Source organism: Streptomyces sp. AK02-01A (assembly GCF_033795305.1).
In the GTDB taxonomy this organism is placed as follows: Bacteria; Actinomycetota; Actinomycetes; order Streptomycetales; family Streptomycetaceae; genus Streptomyces.
This window is the reverse complement of the sequence record NZ_JARBAE010000052.1, coordinates 1-24,331: the sequence shown is the minus strand read 5'-3', so window position 1 is coordinate 24,331 and position 24,331 is coordinate 1. Positions and strand designations below refer to the sequence as shown.

Below are 24,331 nucleotides of genomic sequence, written 5' to 3'. Positions count from 1 at the left end.
CGGGACCGGATAAGATGTCGGGATTTTGGAGAGCCCTCGGCGTGTCGGTATGCTCCTGACCTCCGGGGATCACCCCAATAGCCCATAAACGCCCCCATGTGGGACTCCGGCGTACGAGTGATCGAGGAACGGCAGCAGCGATGACGGTGACAGAGGACAGCCCGGCGTACGGCGAGAGCGCTCCGTACGGCGAGAGCCGGGTGTACGGTCCCGGCATCGATCCCGAGCGCATGGCCGTCTGCCTGAGCGTGCTCGACGAGCTCGACAAGCTGGAGGTCGACCACCCCGACGCGATCACGGTCCGGCAGGCCACCGCCGGGATCTACCGGACCGTGAAGCAGCGCCGCCGCCAGGAGCGCAGGGCCGCCAAGACGGCCCATGACAAGTCCGTCACCGAGGCCACCGCCACCGGCTCCGCCGAGCGCATCGACGACGAGACGCAGGGGCTGCTGCCCACCTCCTCGGCCGGCGGCGAGATCGCGGGCATACTCCAGCGTCCGCGCTCCTGCTACATCTGCAAGTCCCGCTACACCCAGGTCGACGCCTTCTACCACCAGCTCTGCCAGGAGTGCGCGGCCGAGAACCGCGCTCGCCGTGACGCGCGTACGGACCTCACCGGACGCCGGGCGCTGCTCACCGGCGGCCGGGCCAAGATCGGTATGTATATCGCGCTGCGGCTGCTGCGCGACGGCGCGCACACCACCATCACCACCCGCTTCCCGGGCGACGCCATTCGCCGCTTCAAGGCGATGCCGGACAGCGACGAGTGGATCCACCGACTCAAGATCGTCGGAATCGATCTGCGGGACCCGGCGCAGGTGGTCGCGCTCGCCGACTCCGTCGCCGCCGAGGGCCCGCTGGACATTCTGATCAACAATGCCGCGCAGACGGTGCGCCGCTCTCCGCAGGCGTACAGCGAACTCCTCGCCGCCGAATCCGCTCCGCTGCCCGCGGGCGAACTGCCGGCCTCCCAGGTCATCGGAGCCTTCGGCAGCGGCGCCCAGGCGGTCCTGCCGGCGGCCGGCGCCGGTCAGGACGGCCTGAGCGCCTCGGACGTCACCGGTCTCGCGCTGGTGGGCGGCTCTGCCACGCTTGCCAGGATCGAGGCGGGTACGGCGATCGACGCCGGTGGTCTGGTGCCCGATCTGCATCACACCAATAGCTGGGTGCAGACGGTCTCCGAGGTGGACCCGGTCGAGCTGCTCGAAGTACAGCTCTGCAACTCCACCGCGCCGTTCATCCTGATCAGCCGGCTGCGCCCGGCGATGGCGGCGGCCGGAGCCAAGCGCGCCTATGTGGTGAACGTCTCCGCGATGGAAGGCGTTTTCAGCCGCGGCTACAAGGGCGCGGGGCACCCGCACACGAATATGGCGAAGGCCGCGCTGAACATGCTCACCCGCACCAGCGCCCAGGAGATGTTCGAGTCCGACGGAATTCTGATGACCGCCGTGGACACGGGCTGGATCACCGATGAGCGCCCGCATCCGGACAAGATGCGCCTCGCCGACGAGGGCTTCCACGCTCCGCTCGATCTGATCGACGGCGCGGCCCGCGTGTACGACCCGATCGTGCGCGGTGAGAGCGGCGAGGACCTCTACGGCTGCTTCCTCAAGGACTACGCACCCGCCAACTGGTAGTCGGCCGGCCGGCCGGAGTGTCACCCGGACGGCGGCCCCACAGAGCGCGGAAGCGCTCATCTGGTTACCCTTGTGTGCACGGACGGCCAAGCCGGGGACACACCATTTCCACGGTCGTGCGGGGACAGGTCCATTACCACGGCCGCGGTCCCGTTCGAGTGACGGCGCCACCGCGACGTAACCACCCCTGTTCCAGTGTTGCGCGACACAGAGGAGTGCGCGGTGAGACCAGACCTGACCAAACATGAGCAGAGACCCAAGGAAACCGGCGATCGGAACCGGAGGCCCAAGCAGTTGGGCAACCTGGAAGTGTGGGCCAGATCGGCCCCGATCAGACTGGCCGGCTACGAGGACGACCTCGCCGAGCCGCACATCCTGCCCGGTATCGACTGAGCCGGAGCCACTCCGCCGACACGCCCCAAAGGCGCGCCGCGTCCCGTACCCCGCGAAACCCGGGGTGCGGGACGCGGCGCGTGCGGCGTCATACGCGTCCGCCGCCGCGGACCGCGGCCCGGTGTACCGGGGCCGGCCACCGGCGGCGTAGTGCGAGGAGACCTGGAGTGACGGCGCCGTCCGGCGGCTCCGGAGGACGCGGCCGCCGCCGCCGGCCGGCGGCTCGCCGGCCGGCACGATCCGGCTGACCAGCGCGGACATCCCGCGCGGCTGCCCGGCCGGGACGCGTCCACCGCCACCGGAGATGTTCCACCGCACCTTGAACGCGTTCAGGTCCAGGGCTCCTCGGCTTCGGTCCCGCTTGCGGGGCCGCCGCGGATCCGGCAGACATGGAAAGAACATCTCAGGAGGAACAGGCGGGAGACTCTGGTGCGCTCACCCATCCGTCGTCGGTATGCGGCGTTCGCCGTGCTGTCCGCAGGCGTTCTGATCACGGCCGGCTGCGGCAGGGGCGACGGTGCCGGGGGCGCGTCGGGCATCAAGGAACTCTTCCTCCAGTCGGCCGGGGCCCGGGGCCCCGATCCGTTCACACCGTCGACCGTGGCCGCGGCGGCCGGCGACAAGCCGTCGCCCCGGCCCTCGGTGCCCGGCGCGCGGTCCGACAATGCCATTCCGCGGACTCCGCGCGCTCTTCCCGGCTCCACGCCGGGCCTCTACGGAGGCGTGCCGTCCCTGGCGAGCTGTGATGTGGAGCGACAGGTCCGCTTTCTCACCGAGGACCGAGCGAAGGCACGGGCCTTCGCCCAGGGAGCGGGCATCGGCCGGGGCTCCGTACCGAGCTTCCTGCGCGACCTCACTCCGGTGTTCCTGCGGGCCGACACCAGGGTGACGGCCCATGGCTTCCGCGACGGATCCGCCATCGCCTTCCAGTCCGTGCTCCAGGCCGGCACCGCCGTCATGGTGGACGACCACGGACTGCCGAGGGTGCGGTGCGCCGCCGGAAATCCGCTGCGCCCGCCGGTCGCCGCCCAGGGCTCCGTGGCGCACCGGGGTGAGCCATGGCCGGACTACAAGCCCGACCGTGTCATCGTCATCAACCGCACGGCGCAGGCCGTCGACAGCCTGACCATCGTCAACTCGCTCGACCACACATGGATCGAGCGGAGCATCGGCGCCGACGGTGACGAGGACAGCCCTCCCGACATCCCGCCGCCGTACGACGCGGACGCCGACATCACCGATCCGGACGCGGTGACACCGCCCACGGAGGCCACCGCCTCCGGCGCTCCTTCCATCAGCTCGGTGCCGACGTCGCCGACCCGGTCGGCCCCGGACTCGGTCACGGGTACGGGCCCCGGAAAGGGCACCGGTCCCGGCCAGGGCGCGCGGGCGGACTGCCCGACTCCGACCGTCCTGCCGCCGGGTGAGATCTCGAATGAGACCCTGACGATCCCGCCGGGCTGTCCCATGCCGTCGGATTCACCGTTCGACTCGGACGCCGCGGCGCTCCCGCTCGTCGTCGACTCGGGACCCCAGGCCAAGGACCGGCCCCTGGCCGGTCCCACACCGTCTCAGCGCTGACAGGACGCGTCCGTGCTGACAGGACCGCGCGAAGAATCCGGCAGACGATGACAGAGCTTCCCCATGACTGAGCGGGCAGCGGGGTCCCTGTCGCTCCCCGACGACTGGCCCGCCGATACGCGCACCAGCCTCACGCTCAACCGGATGGGCACCTTCGACTGGCACCTCGACAGCGGATTGATGCATGTGGACGAGTCGGCCCTCAGCGTGTTCGACCTGCGCCCCGACGAGTACGACGGCCGGCCGCGGAGTCTCGCCGCCCGGCTCCCGCACACGGAAGGCGTCCGGCTGAACCGGGTGGTGGCGCGGGCGCTCAGGGACGGCAGCGTCGACTACGGCGCCTATCTCCGGATCCTGCGGCGGGACGGATCGCCGCACTGGATCCATGTGCAGGGCTTCATCCGGCGTGATGCCGTCGGCCGGCCCCAGCGCGTCATCGGCATCGTCCGCGACGCCACCCAGGAGCTCGCCGAATCCACCGCACGCCTCGAACTGGACACGGTGCGCCGGGTCCAGACCAGCGTCGTCGAGTCCACCACCGCCGCGCTCGCCCACGCCAGGACCGTCCAGGACGTCATCGACGCGCTGAAGGAGTCCCACGGTCTGGAGCGTCTCGGTGCGACCAGCCTGGTCATGGGTCTGCTGAAGGCGAGGCGCATCCATCTCGTCGCCGACGGGCCCGAGGGCTCCCATGTGCCGGGGACGCGCGTCACGCGTACCGACGAGGGATATCCGATGAGTGAGGTGTTACGGACGCTCACACCGCGCTTCATCGAGTCCGCGCGGGAGTTCGCCGCCTCGTATCCGCTGCTCTGGCCGCACATCAGCGAGCTCGGCATCACCGCGGCCGCCTATCTTCCGCTGATCGCGCAGGCGCGTCCCATCGGCGCGCTCGGGCTGCTCTACCGCGACAAGAACGGATTCACCGCGGAGGACCGCAATCTGCTGGTCGTCCTCGGCAGCAGCATCGCCCAGAGCCTCCAGCGCGCCATGCTCTTCGAACAGGACCACGATCTGGCGCAGGGGCTTCAGCAGGCGATGCTGCCGCGCCGGATCCCCGCCGTGCCCGGCGCCGAGATCGCTGTCCGCTACCGCTCCGCCCGGCTCGGCCGGGACATCGGCGGAGACTGGTACGACATCATCCCGCTGCCCGGCGGCCGGGTCGGGGCGGTCATCGGAGATGTACAGGGCCATGACACCCATGCCGCCGCCGTGATGGGACAACTGCGCATCGTGCTACGGGCGTACGCCACCGAGGGGCACGCGCCGGCCACCGTGATGGCACGTGCCTCGGTCTTTCTGCGTGAGCTGGACACCGACCGCTTCGCCACCTGCACCTATGTGGAGGCGGATCTGGCGACGGGTGTGGCCCGGTTCGTCCGGGCCGGCCATGTCGACCCGCTGATCAGGGACACCGACGGAAGCTGCCGCCGGCTGCCGGTGCCGGGCGGGATGCCGCTGGGCCTCTCGGCGGTCTTCGGACGGCTCGACTATCCCGTGAAGACCGTCGAACTGGACGCGGGACAGACCCTGGTGCTCTACACCGACGGACTGGTGGAGCAGCCGGGCACCGATCTGGACGACGGGATGCGGGTGCTGGCCGCGCTGGTGCGCGACGGTCCACGCGACCTCCAGCTTCTGGCCGACCGGCTGTCCGAAGTGGTGGACGAGCGAGGAGGTGAGGACGATGTCGCCTTACTGCTGTTACGCCGCGGCGGCGCGCGTGCGCCCGCCGGCGGCAGGCTCCGGCAGCATGTCGCACAGGGCGACCCCGAGGCGCTGCGCACCGCACGGCACATGATCCGGGCGGCGGTGGGCGCCTGGGGAGCCAGGGACCGTTCCGACGACATCGAGCTGGTGGCGGACGAGCTGATCACCAACGCGCTGCTGCACACGGACAGCGGAGCGGTCGTGACCGTACGGGTGCTGCCCGGGACGGAACGGCGGCTGCTGGTCGAGGTCGAGGACCGGTCCAGCACGCTGCCGCGGCGTCGCGAGGCCGGGGCCGCCGGGGTCTCGGGGCGCGGGCTGCTGCTCGTGGACGAACTGGCGGACGAATGGGGCGTGGAGTCGCGCGGCAGTGGCAAATGCGTGTGGTCCGAGTTCATCGTCCGGCACCGGCCGTCACGTTGAACGCAATCCATCGTTAACTGTACGTGGTCTGATCGTACTTGACCGTAATTGACCGCAGTCGAGGGACCGCGGTCCCTCGCCTTCTAGGATCTGGTGATCCCCTTGACCATCGAGTTGCTGGCACCCATCGATCTGGCTTTCTGGCACCTCGAATCCGCGGACCATCCCATGCACCTCGGCGCGCTCGCCTTCTTCACCGCGGTGCGCGGGACGGCGGGTGGCGCGGGCGTACTGGAACTGCTCGCGGCGCGCGCCGCGGCCATTCCGCGGCTCCGGATGCGGGTACGGGACGTCCTGCTGCCGGTCGGCGGTTCGGCCTGGGCGGTGGACAAGGGGTTCGACGTGCTCCGGCACGTACGGTGGCTGCCGCTGCCCGACGGGGACTTCGCGGCGGAGGCCACACGCGCGGCCGGAGAGCTGATGGAGCGTCCGCTGGAACGGGGCATTCCGCCGTGGGAGATGTACGTCCTGACTCCGGAGGGCGAGACCGCCGAGGACGCCGACGAGGACGGCCGCCCCTTCGCCGTCCTGGTGAAACTGCACCACGCCCTGGCGGACGGGATGCGTGCCGTCACCATCGGCGCGGGCATCTTCGACCAGATCGCCGACGCGCGGGCGGCCGGGGTCCACCGGGTGCGCCCGGTGCCGCCCAGGTCCTGGCTGCCGGGCCCCTGGCAGGTGGCCGACCTGGCCATGGCCCGGATCGTGGAGCTGGGCCGGGCCGTCGGTATCGGTGCCTCGGTCGTCCGGGCCAGCCGGCTCGACCCGCGCGGCACTCCCGCGCTCACCGCCGGGTCCAGCGGGACCCGGCGGCTCGCCACCGCCGTGCTCGATCTGGAGGATGTCCAGCGGATCCGCAGAGCGGTGGGCGGCACCGCCAACGACGTCCTGCTGGCGACGGTGGCCGGAGCCCTGCGGCGCTGGATGCTGGCCCGCGGAGAGCGGCTGCCCGTCACCGCGCCACGCGCCCTGGTGCCGGTCTCCCGGCGCAGTCCCGGCAGTCCGCCGGGATCGGGCAACAAACTCTCCGCCTATCTGCTGGCGCTGCCGGTCACCGAGCCCGATCCCCGGGCCCGCCTCGCCGCCGTCCACGGGAACATGGCGCGCAACAAGTCCGGCGGGCCGTCGCGCGGAGCCGGCGCGGTCGCCGTACTCGCCGACCAGTTGCCGGCGTTCGCCCACCGGCTCGCCGCGCCGCTGGCCGGCAGCGCGGCCAGAATGCTCTTCGACATCCTCGTCACGAGCGTGCCGCTGCCGCGCTCGACGCTCTCACTCGGCGGCTGCCCGCTGCGCGAGGTGTATCCGATGGCGCCGCTCGCGCGCGGACAGTCCCTGGCGGTGGCGCTGTCCACGTACGGCGGGCGGGTGCATGTGGGTCTGGTCGCCGACGGCAAGGCCGTCCCTGACCTCGAACGGCTCGCGCGCGCGATGACCGACGAGCTGGAAGAGTTGCTTCGGGTCATCTGATAGATCGGACAGCTTCTGGAGCGGGAACCGCAGAGAGCTGCTCCAGAGGTGTTGACGGCACCCAGTCATCCGATGAATATTCGTCGTGATCGGCGACGGTCGACCGACGGACCGGCCGGCCGGCGCTCAGACGATCCGCGACGCGGCGACCGGCGACAGGGCGGTCGGCGTCGGCACATCGGGAGGCGGCAGCGGTATGCGGCACACCACGCTCGGACGCAGTGCGGTCAGCGTGACCGGACTGTCCTTCGGGGCGGCCGGGATCGGCAATCTCTACACTCCGGTCGGACCCGACCAGGCGGCGGCCGCGGTCGAGGCCGCCTGGGACGCGGGCATCCGCTACTTCGACACCGCGCCGCACTATGGTCTCGGGCTCTCCGAATGGCGGCTCGGCGAGGCGCTGCGCACCAGGAGGCGGAGCGACTACACCCTCTCCACCAAGGCGGGCCGGCTGCTCGAACCCGTACCGGGAGCGGAGACCGCGCCGGTCGGTGACGACCTCGCCAACGGATTCGCCGTACCGGCCACTCACCGCCGCGTATGGGACTTCAGCGCCGACGGAGTACGCCGCAGTATCGACGAGAGTCTCGGCCGGCTCGGCCTCGACCATATCGACATCGTCTATCTGCACGACCCCGACGGCCATGAGGAAGAAGCCTTCGAACAGGCGTATCCGGCCCTGGAGCGGCTGCGCTCCGAAGGGGTCGTCGGCGCCATCGGCGCCGGCATGAACCAGACCACGATGCTCACCCGCTTCCTCCGCGACACCGACGTCGATGTCGTCCTGTGCGCGGGCCGCTACACCCTTCTCGACCAGTCGGCCCTCACCGAGCTGCTGCCCGAGGCCGCCGCGCGCGGCAAGAGCGTCGTCGTCGGCGGCGTCTTCAACTCCGGGCTGCTCGCCGACCCGCGTCCCGGCGCGACCTACGACTACGCCACGGCCTCGCCGATCCTGCTCGACCGGGCCCTGCGCATGGACGCCGTCACCCGGCGGTACGACATCCCTCTGCGCGCCGCGGCCCTGCACTACCCGCTGCGCCATCCGGCGGTCGCCAGTGTCCTCGTCGGCACCAGATCGGCCGCGGAGGTGACGGACGCGGCCGCACAGGCCGGCCGTACCATCCCCGAGGACCTCTGGGCCGAGCTGCGCGACGAAGGACTGCTGACCGAGGACGGAGCCCTGTCATGAGGGTCGCTCTGCACACCAGGGTCCGCGCCGACCGCGTCGAGGAGTACGAGGCCGCGCACCGCGAGGTGCCCGCCGCGCTCACCGCCGCGATCCGCGCGGCGGGAGCCACCTCCTGGACGATCTGGCGCAGCGGCACGGATCTCTTCCATCTGCTGGAGTGCGAGGACTACGGGCGCCTCCTGGCCGAACTGGACCAGCTCCCGGTCAATGTCGCCTGGCAGGCCAGGATGGCGGAGCTGCTCGATGTCGTGCACGACTACTCCACGGGCGGCGCCGACGCCGGACTGCCCGTCGTCTGGGAGCTCTGACGCCTGATGAAACAGCCGGCCGTCGTCGACGCCCACCACCACATCTGGGATCTGTCCGTGCGCGACCAGGACTGGATCACCGGTCCCGCGATGGCGCCCATCCGCCGCGACTTCACCCTGGACGACCTGGAAACCGAGGCGCGCGCCGCCGGAGTGACGGCCACCGTGCTCGTCCAGACCGTCGACGTGCCCGAGGAGACCCCGGAGTTCCTCGCCGCCGCCGACGGCAGCGAACTGGTCGCCGGCGTCGTCGGCTGGACCGATCTCACCGCGCCCGGCGTCGCGGACACCCTCGCCGAGCTGCGCGGGCTGCCCGGCGGTGACAAGCTCGTGGGCATCCGCCACCAGGTGCAGGGCGAGCCCGACCCGGAGTGGCTGCTCCGCCCCGAGGTGCGCCGCGGCCTGGCGGCGGTCGCCGCCGCCGGCCTGGTGTACGACCTGATCGTCCGGGATCATCAGTTGCCGGCCGCGGCCGAGGCGGCGAAGCTGCTGCCGGAACTGACCTTCGTCCTCGACCATCTCGGCAAGCCTCCGATCGCCGCGGGCGGCATGGAGCCCTGGGCCACCGACATCAGGACCCTGGCCGCCCGGCCCAACACCGTCTGCAAACTCTCCGGGATGGTCACGGAGGCGGCCTGGGACTCCTGGACGGCCAATGGGCTGCGTCCGTACGCCGGCACCGTGCTCGAAGCCTTCGGACCCGACCGGCTGATGTTCGGTTCCGACTGGCCCGTGTGCCGGCTGGCCGCCACCTACGGCGAGGTGCTCGACGCGGCCCGTACCGTGACCGACGGACTGAGCGAGGACGAGCGGGACGCGGTCTTCGCGAGCACCGCGCGGCGCGTCTACGGCCTCTGAACCACGCGCGTCCTACGCCTGATGCGCCGGGTCCTCTCCGTCGCCCCGGAGAAACGCCAGCCGCACCTTGTCGGGAAACGGGTCCATGCCCAGCAGCGCGGTGACCGAGCCGGTCGCCAGCGAGTGCCAGGTGCCGGCCCGGCGCAGCATCGCGTGGTCGCCGCCGGCGAGCAGTACGGCGCAGGCCTCGGCGCCCGCCTCCCGGGCGCGCGCGGCCAGTTCGACACTGCCGCGCGGATCGGTCACCCGGTCACCGGTGCCGTGCAGGAGCACCGCGCGGCGGCCCGCGAGCTGCTCCACCGGCTCGCCTCTGGGACACCAGGGCGCGAGGCCCACCACGCCGCTGATCAAATCGTGTCCGGCGACCGCCAGCGCGGCGCGGCCACCCATCGAGTGCCCCACGAGGACCACCGGGACCGGCCCGGCCAGCTCCTCCAGCTCGTCGAGCGCCCGGCGCGCGTCGCGGGCCGCGTCGGCGCGGCTGCCGTTCCAGCCCCGGTGCCGGTAGCGCACCCGGCCCACCACCACGTCGTACCCGTCGGTGGCCCGCAGCACCGAGCGGATGAACGGCCGCATCCGCGCGCCCGGCAGATTCAGCGAACTCGGCGGCTCCTCGCTCTCCGAGCACCCGCCGTGCAGCAGCAGAACGGCCGCGCGGGGCCGTGCGGCTGTCCGGTCGAGGATCAGAGCGGGCTGGACGACGGCTCGGCGATCGCGTACGGGCACCTGGGGCCCCTTCCTTCCGACGGTGCGAGGCGATGGCCCTGCACACCTCTGGCGGATGATTCGCCGCCGCGGCCGCGGCGGCTCACCCGACTCAGCGACTCACCGTATGCGCAGGACCGCCGTCTGCGCCGGATCACCCGCCGCACCGGCCCACCGGGCAGTTGTACGGGGCCTGCGGCACGCTGGACCCATGCCGGAAGTACCCGAAGTCGAAGCGCTGCGAGAGTTCCTCGACGGCCAACTGGTGGGCAAGGAGATCGTCCGGGTCCTGCCTCTCACGATCAATGCCCTCAAGACCTATGATCCGCCGCTTTCCGCACTGGAGGGCGCCACGGTCACCGCCATCGCCCGGCACGGCAAATATCTGGACATCGTCGCCGGTGACGCGGGACTCCATCTCGCCGTCCATCTCGCCCGTGCGGGCTGGCTCCGCTGGAAGGACTCGTTTCCGCCGGAGCCCCCGCGACCGGGCAAAGGACCGCTCGCCCTCAGGGTCGTCCTCGGCGAGGGAGACGGCTTCGATCTCACCGAGGCGGGCACCACCAAGCGGCTCGCCGTCCATCTCGTACGCGACCCGGCGGACGTCCCGGGCATCGCCCGGCTCGGCCCCGATCCGCTCGACGACTCCTTCGACCGGGACGCGTTCGCACGGCTGCTCGCCGGTGAGCGACGGCAGATCAAGGGCGCGCTGCGGGACCAGAGTCTGATCGCGGGAATCGGCAACGCCTACAGCGACGAGATCCTGCACGCCGCGAAGATGTCGCCGTTCAAGCCGGTGAAGAACCTCTCCGAGGACGAGATCACCGTCCTGTACGAGGTGATGCGCTCCACGCTGCGCGAGGCTGTCGAGCGCTCGCGCGGAGTGGCCGCCGGGCGGCTCAAGGCGGAGAAGAAGAGCGGGCTGCGGGTGCACGGTCGCGCCGGTGAGCCCTGCCCGGTCTGCGGCGACACCATCAGAGAGGTCTCCTTCAGCGACTCGTCGCTCCAGTACTGCCCCACCTGTCAGACGGGCGGGAAACCGCTCGCCGACCGCAGGATGTCCCGGCTTCTCAAGTAGCGGGCCGCCACGGGCGCGCCAACCGGCACGATCCACAGGAGAGGCCCCGGGGCCGCCGTCCGCCCGCACGGCTCCGGCGGTCCGGCCCGCGCCGGTCGTCATGAGCAGGCGGTCATGAGCCGATGGTCATCAGCCGGTGGCCGTCGGCGGTCCGTACCTCGAAGTGGTCGATCTCGTCCGGCCGCAGCGCCGCGCCGCCGCCGGTGATCAGCGGGCCCTGTCCCGCCCGCGCCGCCCAGGTCGTCACGGTCTCCCGCGAGCCGTCCAGCCCCACCGCGATCAGAGCGCACACCCCGGAAGCGGCCGGCCGGACCAGCTCCAGCCCGACATCCGTCCCCCATGCCCTCTCCGCGGCCGTCACCACGGCCGCGCCGTCCGTCGCCGTCCAGCGGGTGGCCTCGGAAACCGGACCCGGCCGCGGGACCGCGGCCAGGACGGCGAGCGGACCGCCCGCCACGAGCACCGCCGCCGCGGCCACCAGCGCGAACCGTCTTCTGCGGCCGGTCCGCCGCCCGGCGGACGTACGGTCGAGCATCCCGGCCAGCAGCTCCGGGCTCGCCGCCGCGAACGGCGCCACCTCCGCGGGAGTTCGCCGCGCGTACTCGTCGAGCTGGCTCCTCACCCGTCCGAAGTCCGCGAGCAGCAGCGTGCACCGCGCGCAGTCCATGAGGTGATCCTCGAAGCGGAACGCGTCCGCGGCGTCGAGCACGCCCAGCGCGTAGGCGCCGGCACTGCGATGGAGGTCCAAGGTCCGCATGGTGTCTGGTACGCGGCGGAGCGCCGAATCACTCAAGCCCGCCGTGTCCGAGCGCAAGGCGGAGGAGCGGTCTCGTACGGGACGTACGTGGCCGACTCCGACAACGCCGCGAGTGTGCGTGCGGGGCGTCGCGGGCCAGGCGGGATTGTCAGCCGGGGCCAAGCGCCTACACTCCGGCGTCATGCTGCGTGTACTGGCCGTGGACGACGAGGAACCGGCCCTCGAAGAGCTTCTGTATCTGCTCAGGGCCGACCCGCGGATCCGCGCCGCCGAGGGTGCCACCGGCGCCACGGAGGCGCTGCGCCGCATCGGCGCCGCGCTCGACGCGGGCGCCGACGACCCGGCCGGCGTCGACGTGGTCTTCCTCGACATCCATATGGCCGGGCTGACCGGACTCGATGTCGCCAGGCTGCTCGCCGGCTTCGCCGAGCCGCCGCTGATCGTCTTCGTCACCGCACACGAGGACTTCGCCGTGCGGGCCTTCGACCTGAAGGCCGTCGACTATGTCCTCAAACCGGTCCGCAGGGAGCGGCTCGCCGAGGCCGTCCGCCGGGTCGCCGAACTGGTGGGCCGGGGGCCCGTACCGGCCCCCGCCGCCGATCAGATACCCGTCGAACTGGGCGGTGTGATCCGCTTCGTCGCCGTCGACGACATCGCCTACGCCGAGGCGCAGGGCGACTACGCGAGGCTGCACACCGGCACCGGCAGCCATCTCGTACGGATTCCCCTCACGACCCTGGAGGAGCGCTGGCGGACACGCGGCTTCGTGCGTATCCACCGCCGCCATCTTGTCGCTCTGGCCCGGATCGACGAACTGCGGCTGGACGCGGGCGCGATGAGCGTGCGCGTCGGCGCGGCCGAGCTGGCCGTCAGCCGTCGCCATGCCCGTGCGCTGCGGGATCTGCTGATGCGACAGGCCGGGCGCTGACCAGGCCCTTCCCGATGGATCGCCGGGCTGCGTACACTCCGGGCCCTGGGGCGTGTCGCGTGAGCGGCGCCGTCCGCCCGTAGGACAGGAGCGCGCGCGCCGGCCCGGCGGGGAGGAGACATCATGACGGGGGAGCCCGCATCCCGGGGGCCCGCGCCGCGGCGCGAGATCGTCGTCGGCGAGCCCCGCCGCGTACGCCCGCTGCCCCGCTACCGGGCCCAGGCCGAGATCGACGAACAGACCGCACTCGGCGACGCGTATGTGCGCTCTCTGATGCGCAGTCAACTGCGAGCGGGACTCTCGGCGTTCGGGATACTCACGCTGGTCGTCGGCACGCTGCCGCTCGCCTTCGCCACGCTGCGCGACGCCACCGCTGCCTGGGTCGTGCTCGGCTTCGCCGCCTATCCGCTGCTGACGCTCCTCGCCTGGTGGTACGTACGGCGCGCGGAACGCAACGAGCGCGATTTCGCCCGGCTCGTGAAGGGCCGGCCCCTTCCGTGAGCCAGAGCTTCACGGTGACGGCCGTCACCGTCGTCGTGGTCGCCACCATTCTCGTCGGCGGCTTCGGCCTGCGGATATCCCGTACCACTTCCGACTTCTACGTCGCCTCCCGCACGGTGCGGCCCGCCCTCAACGCCGCCGCGATCAGCGGCGAATATCTCTCCGCCGCGTCCTTCCTCGGCATCGCGGGACTGGTGCTGCTGCACGGCCCCGACATGCTCTGGTACCCGGTCGGCTACACCGCCGGCTATCTGGTGCTGCTGGTCTTCGTCGCCGCCCCGCTGCGCCGTTCCGGCGCCTACACGCTGCCCGACTTCGCCGAGGGCCGGCTCGAATCCCGCGCGGTGCGCCGACTGGTGAGCGTGTTCGTGGTCGGCGCCGGCTGGCTCTATCTGGTGCCCCAACTCCAAGGTGCCGGGCTGACGTTGAAGATCCTGACCGGAGCTCCGGACTGGTTCGGCGGAGTGCTCGTCGCGCTGGTCGTGGTGGTCGCGGTCGCGGCGGGCGGGATGCGCAGCATCACCTTCGTCCAGGCCTTCCAGTACTGGCTCAAGCTCACCGCGCTGCTCGTGCCCGCCGTGTTCCTGCTGTTCGCCTGGCAGAGCGACGGCCGGCCGCCGGTCGATCTCGATCTGACGGCCGCCGTCGTGGGCCGCGCCGATCATCCGCTGTACGCGACCTACGGGCTCATCGTGGCCACCTTCCTCGGCACGATGGGCCTGCCGCATGTCGTCGTGCGCTTCTACACCAGCCCGAACGGCGGGGCCGCCCGCCGCACCACGGTCATCGTGCTGGCGCTGATCGGCGCGTTCTATCTGCTGCCGCCCGTCTACGGCGCTCTGGGCGGTCTGTACGTACCGGAACTCCCGCACGGCACGGAAGCCGACGCGGCCGTCCTGCTGCTGCCGGAGCGGGCGGTCGGAGGAGTGGCCGGAGAACTGCTCGGCGCGCTGGTGGCCGGCGGGGCCTTCGCCGCGTTCCTCTCCACCGCCTCCGGACTGACCATGGCGGTCGCGGGCGTGCTCACCCAGGATGTCCTCCCGTCGCGCGGCGTACGGCACTTCCGGCTGGCCACTCCGCTCGCCATGGCCGTGCCGCTCGGCGGCTCACTGCTGATCAGCGGGATGCCCGTGGCCGACTCCGTGGGAATGGCCTTCGCGGTCTCCGCTTCGTCGTTCTGTCCGCTGCTGGTACTCGGGATCTGGTGGCGGCGGCTCACTCCGCCGGGCGCGATCGCCGGGCTGCTGCTCGGCGGCGGTCTCGCCTTCGTGGCCACGGTGGTCACGGTGAGCGGAGCCGTACGGTCCGGCTGGCCGCACGCGCTGCTCGCCTGGCCCGCCGTCTGGTCCGTCCCTGTCGGCTTTCTCGCCATGATCCTGGTGTCCCTGGCCACCCGGAGCCGGATACCGCCCGGCACCAACGCCGCCATGACCCGGTTCCATCTGCCGGAGGCCCTGATGTCCGGCACACGCGGCGGCGCGGGCGGTACGGGAGGCACGCGATGAGCGGAGCGGCCCTCGCCGCGCTGATCGCGCTCGGCCCGCTGCTGCTCGCCGGCGGCTTTCTGCTCGGCCGCCGTACGGCGCGCCCCGAGCGGACCAGCGATGTCGGAACGCCCGTGGAACACGCCACCTTCGAGACCCTGCACACCGCCTCACTCGCCACACCGCCGCTGCGGGCCGGCCTCACCGAGGAGAGCGCGCGCAAGGCGGCCCGCCGGCTGCGCTCCCTGCTCGGCACGGACGCGCTCTGCCTCACCGACCGGGAGCGGGTGCTCGCCTGGGACGGCCCCGGCGAGCACCACGGCAAACAGGTGATGGACCAGGTCGACGGTGTGCTGAGCAGCGGTCGCGGCACGGCGTTCGCCGGCGGCTGCGACGATCTCGACTGTCCGCTGCGCTGGGGCGTCGCGGCACCGCTGACCGTCGACAACCGGGTCCTCGGCACGCTGGTCGCCTACGCGCCGCGCGAGTCGGCGGTGCTGGCGAGAGCGGCCGGCGAGGTCGCCCGCTGGGTCTCCGTACAGCTTGAGCTGGCCGAGCTCGACCGGTCCCGCACGCGGCTGATCGAGGCGGAGATCAAGGCGCTGCGCGCTCAGATCTCTCCGCACTTCATCTTCAACTCGCTCGCGGCCATCGCCTCGTTCGTCCGCACCGATCCCGTCCGAGCCCGGGAACTCCTGCTGGAATTCGCCGACTTCACCCGCTACTCGTTCCGCAGCCACGGCGACTTCACCACGCTCGCCGACGAACTGCACTCCATCGACCAGTATCTGGCGCTGGTACGGGCGCGCTTCGGCGAGCGGCTGTCGGTCACTCTTCAGGTCGCTCCGGAGGTCCTGCCGGTCGCCATGCCGTTCCTGTGTCTGCAACCGCTCGTGGAGAACGCGGTCAAGCACGGTCTCGAAGGAGCCGCCGCCACCAGCCGTATCACCATCAGCGCGCTGGACGCCGGCTCCGAGGCCGAGGTGGTGATCGAGGACGACGGGGTCGGTATGGACCCGGATCTGCTGCGGCGGATCCTGCGCGGCGAGGGCGGCGCGTCCACCGGAATCGGACTGCTGAACGTGGACGAACGGCTGCGGCAGGTCTACGGCGACGAGTACGGCCTGGTCATCGAGACGGGCGTCGGCGCCGGGATGAAGGTCACGGTCCGCATCCCCAAGTACCGCGCGGGCGTGCACGGCACCTGAGTCACGGCCCGGAGCGCGACGTCTACGCGCGTCGGAGCGCGCGCCGCGAGCGCGTCAGAACAGATGGATCGCGAGATGGCCCAGAGGCAGGCCGAGTTGCCAGGCCGGGGTCCACACCTGCGGGCCCTCTTCCTCGGCGACGGTGTGCGCGTCGTCGCTTCCCGGGCCCATGGCATTGAGATCGGGTGCCAGCAGCTCCGTCTCCTCCAGCCATCTCCAGGCGGCGCCGGCCAGCGCCAGATCAGGATCGCGGGTCCCGGAGCGGGACTCGAAGGCGGTCGCCTCCAATCGGTCGAGCCGCCCGCAGACCCAGTCCCGCCAACACGGCCCGTACGCGGTGAGCGAGCGCCACTCCTCCATCCGGGTCACCACTCTTGTGCCGTCCTCCGATCCGTCGGAAAGGAAGATCGTCAAGGCCAGCGCGTCCCGGCCGGCCCGGTATTCGAGCGTCGTCGGCGGCATCAGATCGCCGGTGCGCAGCAGTTCGTCGGCGATGTACTCGGCGTACATCCAAGCCATCGGCACCATGAGGCCGCCACCACCGGCCCCTTCGGTACATTCCGGACGCATCTCTTTCCGCCTTCCTTCCCGTCCCCGAAGCCTGCTTCAGGGAGCATTGAACCGGCGGCGGCCGCCTCGCGTGGCCAGAAGAGCAGGATCGGGCGGCGGAGAGGAGTGGATTGTGACGGGTGTGGCCGAGGGTGACGCGGCCGGCGGCGGAGCGGCTGATTCCGGCTCGCATGTGCGCTCGTTCCTCGGCGCCTATGTGCTGGGAGCGCTCGCGCCGGAGGAGGACCGGCGGGTGGCGGAGCATCTCGGCCGGTGCGACGCGTGCGGCGCCGCCTATCTGGAGGTGGCAGACGCACCGTCACTGCTCGCGCTCTTCGACGAGGACGACCTGCTGTAGCCGGGCAGTGATCGGGCCAGCGCGCGCAGGGCGTAGTACGAACGGGACTTGACGGTGCCGGGCGGAATCCCCAGCACTCGCGCCGTCTCGCGCACGCTCAGCCCGCGGAAGTAGATCTGGACGAGGACCGCGCGGTGTTCGCGGCTCAGGGCCTTCACCGCCGCTCGTACGTCGAGTGCCGCGACCGTGTTCTCCGTGTGGTCCTCCGGGTCGGGCGTGGCGGCGAGGATGACGTCGCTGACCTCCGGAGGCCGTGCCAGCCGGGACCGGCGGGCGTCGATCGCCAGCCGGCGGCCGACCGTGAAGAGCCAGGGCCGCATGGATTCGAAGGGCCCCTCGAACGCCTCCGGGTGCTGCCAGGCCCGTACGAGGGTCTCCTGGAGCAGATCCTCGGCGCGCTGCCGGTCGCCGTAGGTCAGGCCCAGCAGAAAGTTCAGCAGTGCGGGGCCGTGGTCGCGCTGAAGCTCCGTCAGCGCCCGCTCGTCGGCGGTCTCCGTGGCCGTGGCGGTGGTCATCGTGAACGCCCTTTCTCGGCGTGGTCGCTGTCGTGCGGAGGTCGTCGCCGCCTGGCGTATACGAACGCATCACGCCGCCCGGGGACAGGCGGCGCACAGAGGTGTGCGACGAGCGGTCGCTCACTGCGGCGAGCGGTGCGGTGAACGGTCCGGGCGGCGGCGTTCGGGTTGATTCGGGCGTTGAGTCCGCCAAGTTCCTTGACATCCGCTTATCGGACTATATGGATTCATTGCGTTGATATCCCCGGGAAAACGGAGCCTGGCCGATGACGAAGCGCATGCGACAGGGAGCGGTGGCCGCTGCGGCGCTGCTCCTCGGAACCGCGGCAGCCTGCGGCGGGCCGGACACCTCCGGCCGGCCGTCGCACCATGGCTCCGCCGGAGCGGGCGGGCCGGCGGCGCAGCGCGGCTTCACGCTCGTCGCCTCGGGCGATGTCCTGCCGCACGACTCGGTCATCAGCCAGGCGAACGAGGACGCGGACGGCGACGGCCACGACTTCGGGCCGATGCTCGCCGATGTGAAGCCGGTGGTGTCCGGCGCCGATGTGGCGATCTGTCACATGGAGACCGTCTACGCCGCCGACGGCGAGCCCTACACGGGCTATCCGGCCTTCACCTCTCCGCCCGAGATCGCCCGGGGGCTGCGGGTTACCGGCTACGACTCGTGCTCCACCGCCTCGAATCACGCGCTCGACGACGGGGCCGACGGCGTACGCCGTACCCTCGACGCCTTCGACAAGGCGGGCGTCAAGCACGCGGGCTCGGCCCGCTCGGCCGCCGAGGCGGCCCGGCCGGCTCTGCTGACGGCGGGCGGCGCCAAGATCGCGCAGCTCGCCTACACCTATGGCACCAACGGATTCCCGATGCCCGACGGACAGCCCTGGGCGATCGGTCTCATCAATGAGCGGAAGATCGTCGCCGATGCCCGCGCCGCCCGGCGGGCCGGCGCGGACGTCGTGGTGGTGAGCCTCCACTGGGGCACCGAATGGGAGACCGATCCCGACGAGGACCAGATCGGCCTCGGCAAGAAGCTCACCGCGTCCCGTACCGGCGGCCGTCCCGACATCGATCTGATCCTGGGCACCCATGCCCATGTCCCGCAGCCGTACGAGAAGGTCAACGGGACCTGGATCATCTACGGCATGGGCGACCAGATCGCCGGCACGATGTTCAACGACTCAGGCGCTTTCGACCCGCGTGGCAACTACGGCTCGATCGGGCGGTTCACCTTCGCGCCGCCCGCCGCGAAGGGGCAGCGCTGGCCGGTGAAGAAGGCGGAGTTCATCCCGCAGCTGATGGATCTCGACGCCGGACGTGTGGTCAATCTGCCGCAGGCCGTCCGCGAGTCGCCCGACCGGGACGACTACCGCGAGGTCCAGTCGGAGATCAGTGAGGCGGTCCTGGACCGGGGCGCCGCCGCCGACGGCCTCACGATGGGCCGCTGACGGCGTTCCGCGGCGCCCGGGACCGCTGGATCCGCGCGGCGCCTCCGGCCGCTCCGAGCGGCTTACGGGACGACCGTCACCGGCCAGCGGCCGGCTTTCACCAGCCGGACCGCCACCGAGCCGATGATCCGGTGTCCCGCCGACTCCGAGGCGCCGACCACCACGGCGTCCGCCTTGAGCTCGTCGGCGGCGGTGACCAGTCCGTTGTACGGATCGCCGTGGAAGGTGTGGAACTCCCAGCGGACGCTCCAGGCTCCTCTGGTCCGCTCGGTGGCCGAGCGGATCTCCTCGATCAGTCCCTCCGCGATCGCCCCGGTCGTCTCCGCGACCGGGGCGCCGAGGACGGCGCCCGACGCCATTACGGGCTGTACATAGACGATGGCGAGCAGCGCGTTCTGCCGCCGGGCGAGACCGGCGGCGTACGCGGCCGCGCGGAACGAGGACTGCGATCCGTCCACGCCGACGACGATCACCTTCGGGCCATCGGTACCGCGTTCGAATTTGGTTGGCTGCTCAGTCACGGCAGGCAGGCTATCCGCTCCGCGTGAGCGCTCCGGCGGCGGTGCTCCCGCGCGGTGATCATGAATGTCGGAGTGGTGGGGGACCGGGCCGGTATGTCGCGGGACGCCGGTGACCTACGCGACAGCGCGGATGCGGCCGTCGCGCGGCGGAGCGCGGAGCGCGAGGGACGGCGCGTCCCGTTCGCCGGGCGCCGTGGCCCCGTCGGCCGGCGGCGTTCGGCTATCGGCCATTCGTGAGAGACTGCCGCCCGTGAACCGGGGCCGGGAGCCGCAACTGCTGGTCCCATCGGGTGCTTTCACCCGGATAACCAGTGTTGCTGAGCGGCACGGACCTTCCGCCGTGCGAGCCATTGGTCATGAAAAAGGATCAGATGATTCCGGGGCGCCGCGCCGTCTTGCGGATTGCCGCTTGTCTGGGCGTCGCCGTCACCACGCGGATGCTGACCGCGGGACACGCGGAGGCGCCCGGCCGGCCCGCGACCCCGCTCCCGACGGCGGGACCGAAGGCGGCGGGACCAAAGGCGAGCGCGCCGCTCAAACCCTCCTCGTACCGGCTGCAACCCATGATGGAGGGCGTCGCGCCCCGCTACAGCAGACCCGCGCTCCAGGTACGCAAGGAGCCGCTGCTGGAACTGCCCGAACTGGGCCGTTCCATGGTGCTCACCTTCGACGACGGGCCCGACCCCCGTTACACCCCGGACATCCTGCGCACACTGCGTCAGTACGACGTGCGCGCGATGTTCTTCGTCTGCGGCGAGATGGTCGAGGAATATCCGGACCTGACGCGCGAGATCGCCGACGACGGGCATCTCGTGTGCAATCACACCTGGTCGCATCCGCTGATGCCGAGCCTTCCGCCGTCCGGCATCCGCTCGCAGCTTGTGCGGACCAGCGAGGAGATCGAGAAGGCGGTCGGTACGCCACCGCTCTGGTACCGCGCGCCCTACGGCGCCTGGAACCAGCACTTGTTCGAGATCGGTGCCAAGCTCGGGATGGAGCCGCTGGCCTGGACCGTCGACAGCCTGGACTGGACGGCCCCCGGCACCGACAGGATCGTCAGCGGGATCCTGGACGGTGCGGGTCCGGGGGTCGTCGTCCTCTCGCACGACGCGGGCGGCAACCGCTCGCAGAGCGTGGCGGCCCTGCGCCGCTATCTGCCCTGGCTGCTGGACGAGGGTTACCGTATCGCCGTGCCGTACCGATGAGCCGTGACGCCGTCGGCCCGGATGGTCAGCGGGTGCTGACCATCCGGGCGAAGACGACGACATTGCCGTCGTAGCCGTTCGCCTTCGAGTAACCGCCACCGCAGGTGATCACCCGCAGCTCGGCATGGCCGGTGTCGCCGTAGACGCGGGCGCCGGGGAAGTCGTTCTTGGCGAAGACCTCGACCCCGTAGATCTCGAACACCGCGACCCGGTTGTCGTAGCGGGTCACTTCGACGTGCTGGCCCTTCTGCAGCGAACCGAGCCCGTAGAAGACGGCCGGGCCCGCGTGGTTGTCGACATGGCCGACGACCACCGACGTGCCCCGCTGGCCGGGCGCGACGCCGTTCTGGTACCAGCCGGCCAGATTGGGGTCCTGCGGCGGCGGAGCCGCGATCCAGCCGTCCTGGTCCAGCCCCACGTCCACGACCGGGGCGTCGACCTTGATCGCGGGAATCCGCAAGCGGGCCATCGGAGCGTAGGGCAGCGGCTTGACGATCGCGACGTCCGTGGCGACCGCCGCCGGATCGGGCCGGCCGTCCAGCGCCGCGGCCGAAGCGGGCTGTGGCGGTCCCAGCGGTACGTCCACCCCGTTCCGCATCATCGCGAGGCCGGTGAGCATGACGAGAGCCAGAATGCCCCAGGGTGAGCGTTTCCTCGACTCCGGGCCGCCGTGGTACGGGCCCATGGTTCTCCCTTCGTGGGCGCCTGCTGGCACGCTAAGCGCACCATGCCCCGGCGGCGATCACTGGAGTGCGAATGGGTGGTGGCGCCCGGTGGCGATGACCCATCCGAGTAATCGGCATATAAAAACTTCTGACGGTCCGTGACCTGCGGCTCCATCGGACGTGACCGCCTCCGTACGGCGTGTCGCCTCACCGGGGTGGACCAGTGCCGAAATGCGGCGAATGATCATCCCGGTGAGGGTTCGTTATGGAGGGCGTACTCGTCGAATCTCCCGGAGCACCGCTTTGGGGCGCCTTCCTCTGGAGGTTCAACGATGCGTGCTTCACGCGCTCTCGCGGTGTCCGCGACCGCCTGCGCGGCCCTGGCGCTCGCCGCTCCGTCGGCCGGCGCCAACAGTGGCCCGACCAACGTCACCGTCAACCCGTTCTCGGTCCACCAGGGCGGCACGATCGAGATCACGGCCCAGGGCTGCGGCCGCGGGGGCACCGTCACGTCCAACGCCTTTCCGAGGGCGGATCTGTCGGTGAATTCGACGGGGCGCTCCAGGGCCACGGCCCGGATCCGCGACAACGCCACACCCGGTCGTTACAACCTGGCCGTCCGGTGCAACGACAACAACCGAGTGGTGACCCACCAGTTCGAGGTGCTCGCCGGACTGGGCGCGCTGGGCGGTCTCGGTGGATCTGTCGGTCCCAGTTCCACGGAGATGGCGATCGGCTCGGCGCTGGTCGCCTCGGCGGCCGTCGGCGGTTCGTTGTTCGTCGCTCGCCGTCGTCGGCTGAGTGGTGCGAGGGTCTGACCGGCCGAACCTCCTGGTCGGCCCTCCGGGGGCGCGGAAGCGCCCCGCCCGCCCGTCACCCCGAGTCCTCCTGGCGCAGGACTTGGGGCGATGGGCGTGTCGTGTGTCGCACGGCCGGCTGGGTGGCGGCTGTCCGGCCGTGCGACGGGGATCAGTGCCGGCGGCCGTACACACGACGGCGTACGAAGAAGACGGTGCCGGCGGCGGCCATCAGCACCAGGGAGGTGCCGGCGGCGATCTCGGTCGTGTTCATCACTCCGGTGCTGCCGCCGAGCCCGCCCTGGACGCCTCCCGGCGCGACGGTGGCGGCGCCGACCGCGGGCACGGCCGCGGCGGGGTCGGCGGCCGTGGTCGTCCCGGCCGGGGCGGGGACGGCGGTCCCGTTGGCCGTCCTGCTGGGCGAGGCGACCGGAGCACGGGTGGTCCTCGCGATGCTGAGGTTGGTCGTGGCGGACACGCCGTTGCAGAGGAACGTCACCTGGTACTTCGCACCGGGTTTGGCGTCCCAGTCGACGGTGGCGGCGGCTGTCCTGCCGGAAGGGATGATGACGGTGTCGAAGACACCGGAGGTGGCGATGGCGGGCGTACTGCACTTGGTGACGGCCAGAGTCACCTTGCCCCCGGCCATGACCGTGGTAGGGGTGACGGTGTAGCCGTACGGGGTGGTGCTGGCGTTGACCGTGGCCGCGGCGTAGGGGGCGGTCGGTGCGAGTGCGGCCACTCCCAGCAGAGCGGCGGATGCGACACGTATCGCGCGCATGGTCAGTCCTCCGGTCCCCGAGGAGCAGTTGCGGAGCCTTTGTCCGCACATGGCAGGGAATGCACCTCGTGCCGGAAACATTAGAAGCGCTTTACCACATCCGCGATCGGTGGCGGGCGAATGGGGCAGGGGTGTCCCTCGACTGGCCGACACCCGCACGCTCCACACCGTGGTGGTTCCCGGGACCTGCCGTGGCGCCGTGACCGGCGAACGTCGCCGGTCACGGCACGCCTCAGGAGCCGATCTGCGGGAACAGATCGAGGAAGGGGCCGGCGGTCGCGGAGATACCGCGGCCGTACGGCGCGTCGAAGTCCCAGATGAGGAAGAGGAGGAAGGCGATCAGCACGCTGAAGAGCCCCGCCAGCAGCAGTTCGCGGAACGTACGGCGGATCTGCAGGACGAAGATCAGGCCCACCGTGACCACCGCACCGGTGATGAGGCCGAACCAGACGACTCCGGGCATGGTCGCTCCCGCGTTCTCTCCCCGGGCGCCCCTGGCGTCGTCGGCGGCCGCCACCTGGTCGAGCAGCGGCTGATATGCCTGGCCCTCCAGATCGGTCCGCGGCGCGTACTGGGTCACATCACGGCGGAGTTCGTCGAACAGCTCGGTGCCCTTGGCGCTGAGGGCCTCGTGCTCGGACATGTGCGGCCACTCGGTGTTGACGACATACGACACATAGGCGTCGACATCGCCGCGGATCCGCTCACGGACATCGGCGGGATACACCTGGACCCGCTGCTGGATCTCGTGCAGGGCCTGGGCTTCCTGGCGTACGGATTCCTGGGCCGAGCCGCGGGCCTCCCAGACGCCGGCGATCGCCAGACCCAGCACGATCGCGTAGATCACGCCGATCATCATCGTCATGTAGTCCATGACATCGGGGGTCTCGGTGGGGTCGTCATCCTCTCCGACACGGCGGTTGTTGATGACGACGATGGTCAGGACGACCACGCAGGCGGCGGCCATCGCGATGCTCAGAACGAGCCATTCCGACATGGAGTCTCCGTGGATCAGCGGGAGCGGGGACGCAGCACGGCTACGGCGAGCACGGCCGGAGCCGTGATCAGCAGCATCAGCAGGACGGGGGACGGGCCGCCCTGGGGCCGCTTACGGGGCGCCTTGTGATAGGCGGGCAGGGCGACCGCGGACGGCGTGGGCCGGACGGTCGGGGTCGGTGACGGCCGGGTCGGCGTCGGGGCCGGCTTGAAGACCGGTGCGGGCGGTGGCGGCGGTGCCGGGCGGGGCGCCGGTGGCGGTGGCTCGGGTG

Annotated in this window: 25 protein-coding genes and 1 pseudogene; 17 read left to right on the top strand and 9 right to left on the bottom strand. The window is 71.3% G+C overall.

Annotation, left to right across the window (positions count from 1 at the left end; all coding sequences use genetic code 11):
- Positions 1 to 140: 140 nt before the first annotated feature.
- From PV679_RS31630 to PV679_RS31595, 8 genes are all read left to right on the top strand, one after another.
- The gene (locus tag PV679_RS31630) at positions 141 to 1,637 is read left to right on the top strand and encodes an SDR family NAD(P)-dependent oxidoreductase (protein ID WP_319684146.1); all 1,497 of its coding nucleotides are present in this window, start codon (positions 141 to 143) and stop codon (positions 1,635 to 1,637) included.
- Between the two features lie 222 nt (positions 1,638 to 1,859).
- Positions 1,860 to 2,030, top strand: a complete 171-nt coding sequence (locus PV679_RS31625; protein WP_319684145.1) for a hypothetical protein — start codon at positions 1,860 to 1,862, stop codon at positions 2,028 to 2,030.
- A 429-nt stretch (positions 2,031 to 2,459) separates the two neighbouring features.
- A complete protein-coding gene (locus PV679_RS31620) occupies positions 2,460 to 3,611 on the top strand; it encodes a DUF6777 domain-containing protein (protein ID WP_319684144.1) in 1,152 nt (383 codons plus the stop codon).
- A 63-nt stretch (positions 3,612 to 3,674) separates the two neighbouring features.
- Positions 3,675 to 5,744 carry a SpoIIE family protein phosphatase gene (locus PV679_RS31615; protein ID WP_319684143.1) on the top strand — a complete coding sequence of 690 codons (2,070 nt, stop codon included), beginning with the start codon at positions 3,675 to 3,677 and terminating at the stop codon, positions 5,742 to 5,744.
- A 102-nt stretch (positions 5,745 to 5,846) separates the two neighbouring features.
- Positions 5,847 to 7,211: a wax ester/triacylglycerol synthase family O-acyltransferase gene (locus tag PV679_RS31610; RefSeq protein WP_319684142.1), complete on the top strand. Its 1,365-nt coding sequence runs from the start codon at positions 5,847 to 5,849 to the stop codon at positions 7,209 to 7,211.
- 196 nt (positions 7,212 to 7,407) lie between these two features.
- Entirely contained in the window at positions 7,408 to 8,400 is a 993-nt protein-coding gene (locus tag PV679_RS31605; protein WP_319684178.1) for an aldo/keto reductase, read from the top strand.
- On the top strand, positions 8,397 to 8,708 hold the full coding sequence (locus PV679_RS31600; protein ID WP_319684140.1) for an L-rhamnose mutarotase: 312 nt from the start codon (positions 8,397 to 8,399) through the stop codon (positions 8,706 to 8,708). Before PV679_RS31605 ends, PV679_RS31600 begins: the two co-directional genes overlap by 4 nt.
- 6 nt (positions 8,709 to 8,714) lie before the next feature.
- A complete protein-coding gene (locus PV679_RS31595) occupies positions 8,715 to 9,566 on the top strand; it encodes an amidohydrolase family protein (protein WP_319684139.1) in 852 nt (283 codons plus the stop codon).
- 12 nt (positions 9,567 to 9,578) lie between these two features.
- Here the strand turns inward: PV679_RS31595 and PV679_RS31590 are convergent, their stop codons facing one another.
- Positions 9,579 to 10,292, bottom strand: coding sequence for an alpha/beta hydrolase (locus PV679_RS31590; RefSeq protein WP_416069843.1), 714 nt, complete (start codon positions 10,290 to 10,292; stop codon positions 9,579 to 9,581).
- 190 nt (positions 10,293 to 10,482) lie between these two features.
- Between PV679_RS31590 and PV679_RS31585 the strand changes: the two genes are divergently transcribed.
- The gene (locus PV679_RS31585) at positions 10,483 to 11,349 is read left to right on the top strand and encodes an Fpg/Nei family DNA glycosylase (protein WP_319684138.1); all 867 of its coding nucleotides are present in this window, start codon (positions 10,483 to 10,485) and stop codon (positions 11,347 to 11,349) included.
- Between the two features lie 112 nt (positions 11,350 to 11,461).
- Here PV679_RS31585 and PV679_RS31580 read toward each other — a convergent pair whose 3' ends face one another.
- A complete protein-coding gene (locus PV679_RS31580; protein ID WP_319684137.1) occupies positions 11,462 to 12,106 on the bottom strand; it encodes a zf-HC2 domain-containing protein in 645 nt (214 codons plus the stop codon).
- Between the two features lie 181 nt (positions 12,107 to 12,287).
- On the opposite strand from PV679_RS31580, the gene PV679_RS31575 reads away from it, so the two are divergent.
- From PV679_RS31575 to PV679_RS31560, 4 genes are all read left to right on the top strand, one after another.
- On the top strand, positions 12,288 to 13,034 hold the full coding sequence (locus PV679_RS31575) for a LytTR family DNA-binding domain-containing protein (RefSeq protein ID WP_319684136.1): 747 nt from the start codon (positions 12,288 to 12,290) through the stop codon (positions 13,032 to 13,034).
- A 123-nt stretch (positions 13,035 to 13,157) separates the two neighbouring features.
- Positions 13,158 to 13,535, top strand: coding sequence for a hypothetical protein (locus tag PV679_RS31570; RefSeq protein ID WP_319684134.1), 378 nt, complete (start codon positions 13,158 to 13,160; stop codon positions 13,533 to 13,535).
- Positions 13,532 to 15,040, top strand: a complete 1,509-nt coding sequence (locus tag PV679_RS31565) for a cation acetate symporter (RefSeq protein WP_319684132.1) — start codon at positions 13,532 to 13,534, stop codon at positions 15,038 to 15,040. The genes PV679_RS31570 and PV679_RS31565 overlap by 4 nt, the downstream gene beginning before the upstream one ends.
- Complete coding sequence (locus PV679_RS31560) at positions 15,037 to 16,227, top strand: sensor histidine kinase (RefSeq protein WP_319684130.1); 1,191 nt, start codon at positions 15,037 to 15,039, stop codon at positions 16,225 to 16,227. Before PV679_RS31565 ends, PV679_RS31560 begins: the two co-directional genes overlap by 4 nt.
- A 54-nt stretch (positions 16,228 to 16,281) precedes the next feature.
- On the opposite strand, the gene PV679_RS31555 is transcribed toward PV679_RS31560, so the two are convergent.
- Positions 16,282 to 16,797, bottom strand: a complete 516-nt coding sequence (locus tag PV679_RS31555) for a hypothetical protein (protein ID WP_319684129.1) — start codon at positions 16,795 to 16,797, stop codon at positions 16,282 to 16,284.
- A 112-nt stretch (positions 16,798 to 16,909) separates the two neighbouring features.
- Between PV679_RS31555 and PV679_RS31550 the strand changes: the two genes are divergently transcribed.
- Positions 16,910 to 17,134 carry a zf-HC2 domain-containing protein gene (locus tag PV679_RS31550; RefSeq protein WP_416069842.1) on the top strand — a complete coding sequence of 75 codons (225 nt, stop codon included), beginning with the start codon at positions 16,910 to 16,912 and terminating at the stop codon, positions 17,132 to 17,134.
- Here the strand turns inward: PV679_RS31550 and PV679_RS31545 are convergent.
- Positions 17,071 to 17,649: a sigma-70 family RNA polymerase sigma factor gene (locus tag PV679_RS31545; protein WP_319684127.1), complete on the bottom strand. Its 579-nt coding sequence runs from the start codon at positions 17,647 to 17,649 to the stop codon at positions 17,071 to 17,073. The genes PV679_RS31550 and PV679_RS31545 overlap by 64 nt on opposite strands.
- Positions 17,650 to 17,915: 266 nt before the next feature.
- Here PV679_RS31545 and PV679_RS31540 point away from each other — a divergent pair, with 266 nt between their 5' ends.
- On the top strand, positions 17,916 to 19,094 hold the full coding sequence (locus PV679_RS31540; RefSeq protein ID WP_319684125.1) for a CapA family protein: 1,179 nt from the start codon (positions 17,916 to 17,918) through the stop codon (positions 19,092 to 19,094).
- 62 nt (positions 19,095 to 19,156) lie between these two features.
- Here PV679_RS31540 and PV679_RS31535 read toward each other — a convergent pair whose 3' ends face one another.
- Entirely contained in the window at positions 19,157 to 19,615 is a 459-nt protein-coding gene (locus tag PV679_RS31535; RefSeq protein ID WP_319684123.1) for a universal stress protein, read from the bottom strand.
- A 356-nt stretch (positions 19,616 to 19,971) separates the two neighbouring features.
- Between PV679_RS31535 and PV679_RS31530 the strand changes: the two genes are divergently transcribed.
- Entirely contained in the window at positions 19,972 to 20,820 is an 849-nt protein-coding gene (locus PV679_RS31530) for a polysaccharide deacetylase family protein (RefSeq protein ID WP_319684122.1), read from the top strand.
- A 25-nt stretch (positions 20,821 to 20,845) separates the two neighbouring features.
- On the opposite strand, the gene PV679_RS31525 is transcribed toward PV679_RS31530, so the two are convergent.
- Positions 20,846 to 21,505, bottom strand: coding sequence for a class F sortase (locus PV679_RS31525; protein WP_319684120.1), 660 nt, complete (start codon positions 21,503 to 21,505; stop codon positions 20,846 to 20,848).
- A gap of 312 nt (positions 21,506 to 21,817) precedes the next feature.
- Between PV679_RS31525 and PV679_RS31520 the strand changes: the two genes are divergently transcribed.
- Entirely contained in the window at positions 21,818 to 22,303 is a 486-nt protein-coding gene (locus PV679_RS31520; RefSeq protein WP_319684118.1) for a hypothetical protein, read from the top strand.
- A 151-nt stretch (positions 22,304 to 22,454) separates the two neighbouring features.
- Here PV679_RS31520 and PV679_RS31515 read toward each other — a convergent pair whose 3' ends face one another.
- The 3 genes and pseudogenes from PV679_RS31515 to PV679_RS31505 all read right to left on the bottom strand — a co-directional run.
- Positions 22,455 to 23,063, bottom strand: coding sequence for a hypothetical protein (locus PV679_RS31515; RefSeq protein WP_319684117.1), 609 nt, complete (start codon positions 23,061 to 23,063; stop codon positions 22,455 to 22,457).
- A gap of 232 nt (positions 23,064 to 23,295) precedes the next feature.
- Complete coding sequence (locus PV679_RS31510) at positions 23,296 to 24,060, bottom strand: hypothetical protein (protein ID WP_319684115.1); 765 nt, start codon at positions 24,058 to 24,060, stop codon at positions 23,296 to 23,298.
- A 14-nt stretch (positions 24,061 to 24,074) separates the two neighbouring features.
- Positions 24,075 to 24,331 (bottom strand): annotated as a pseudogene (locus PV679_RS31505) (hypothetical protein); the annotation flags it as partial.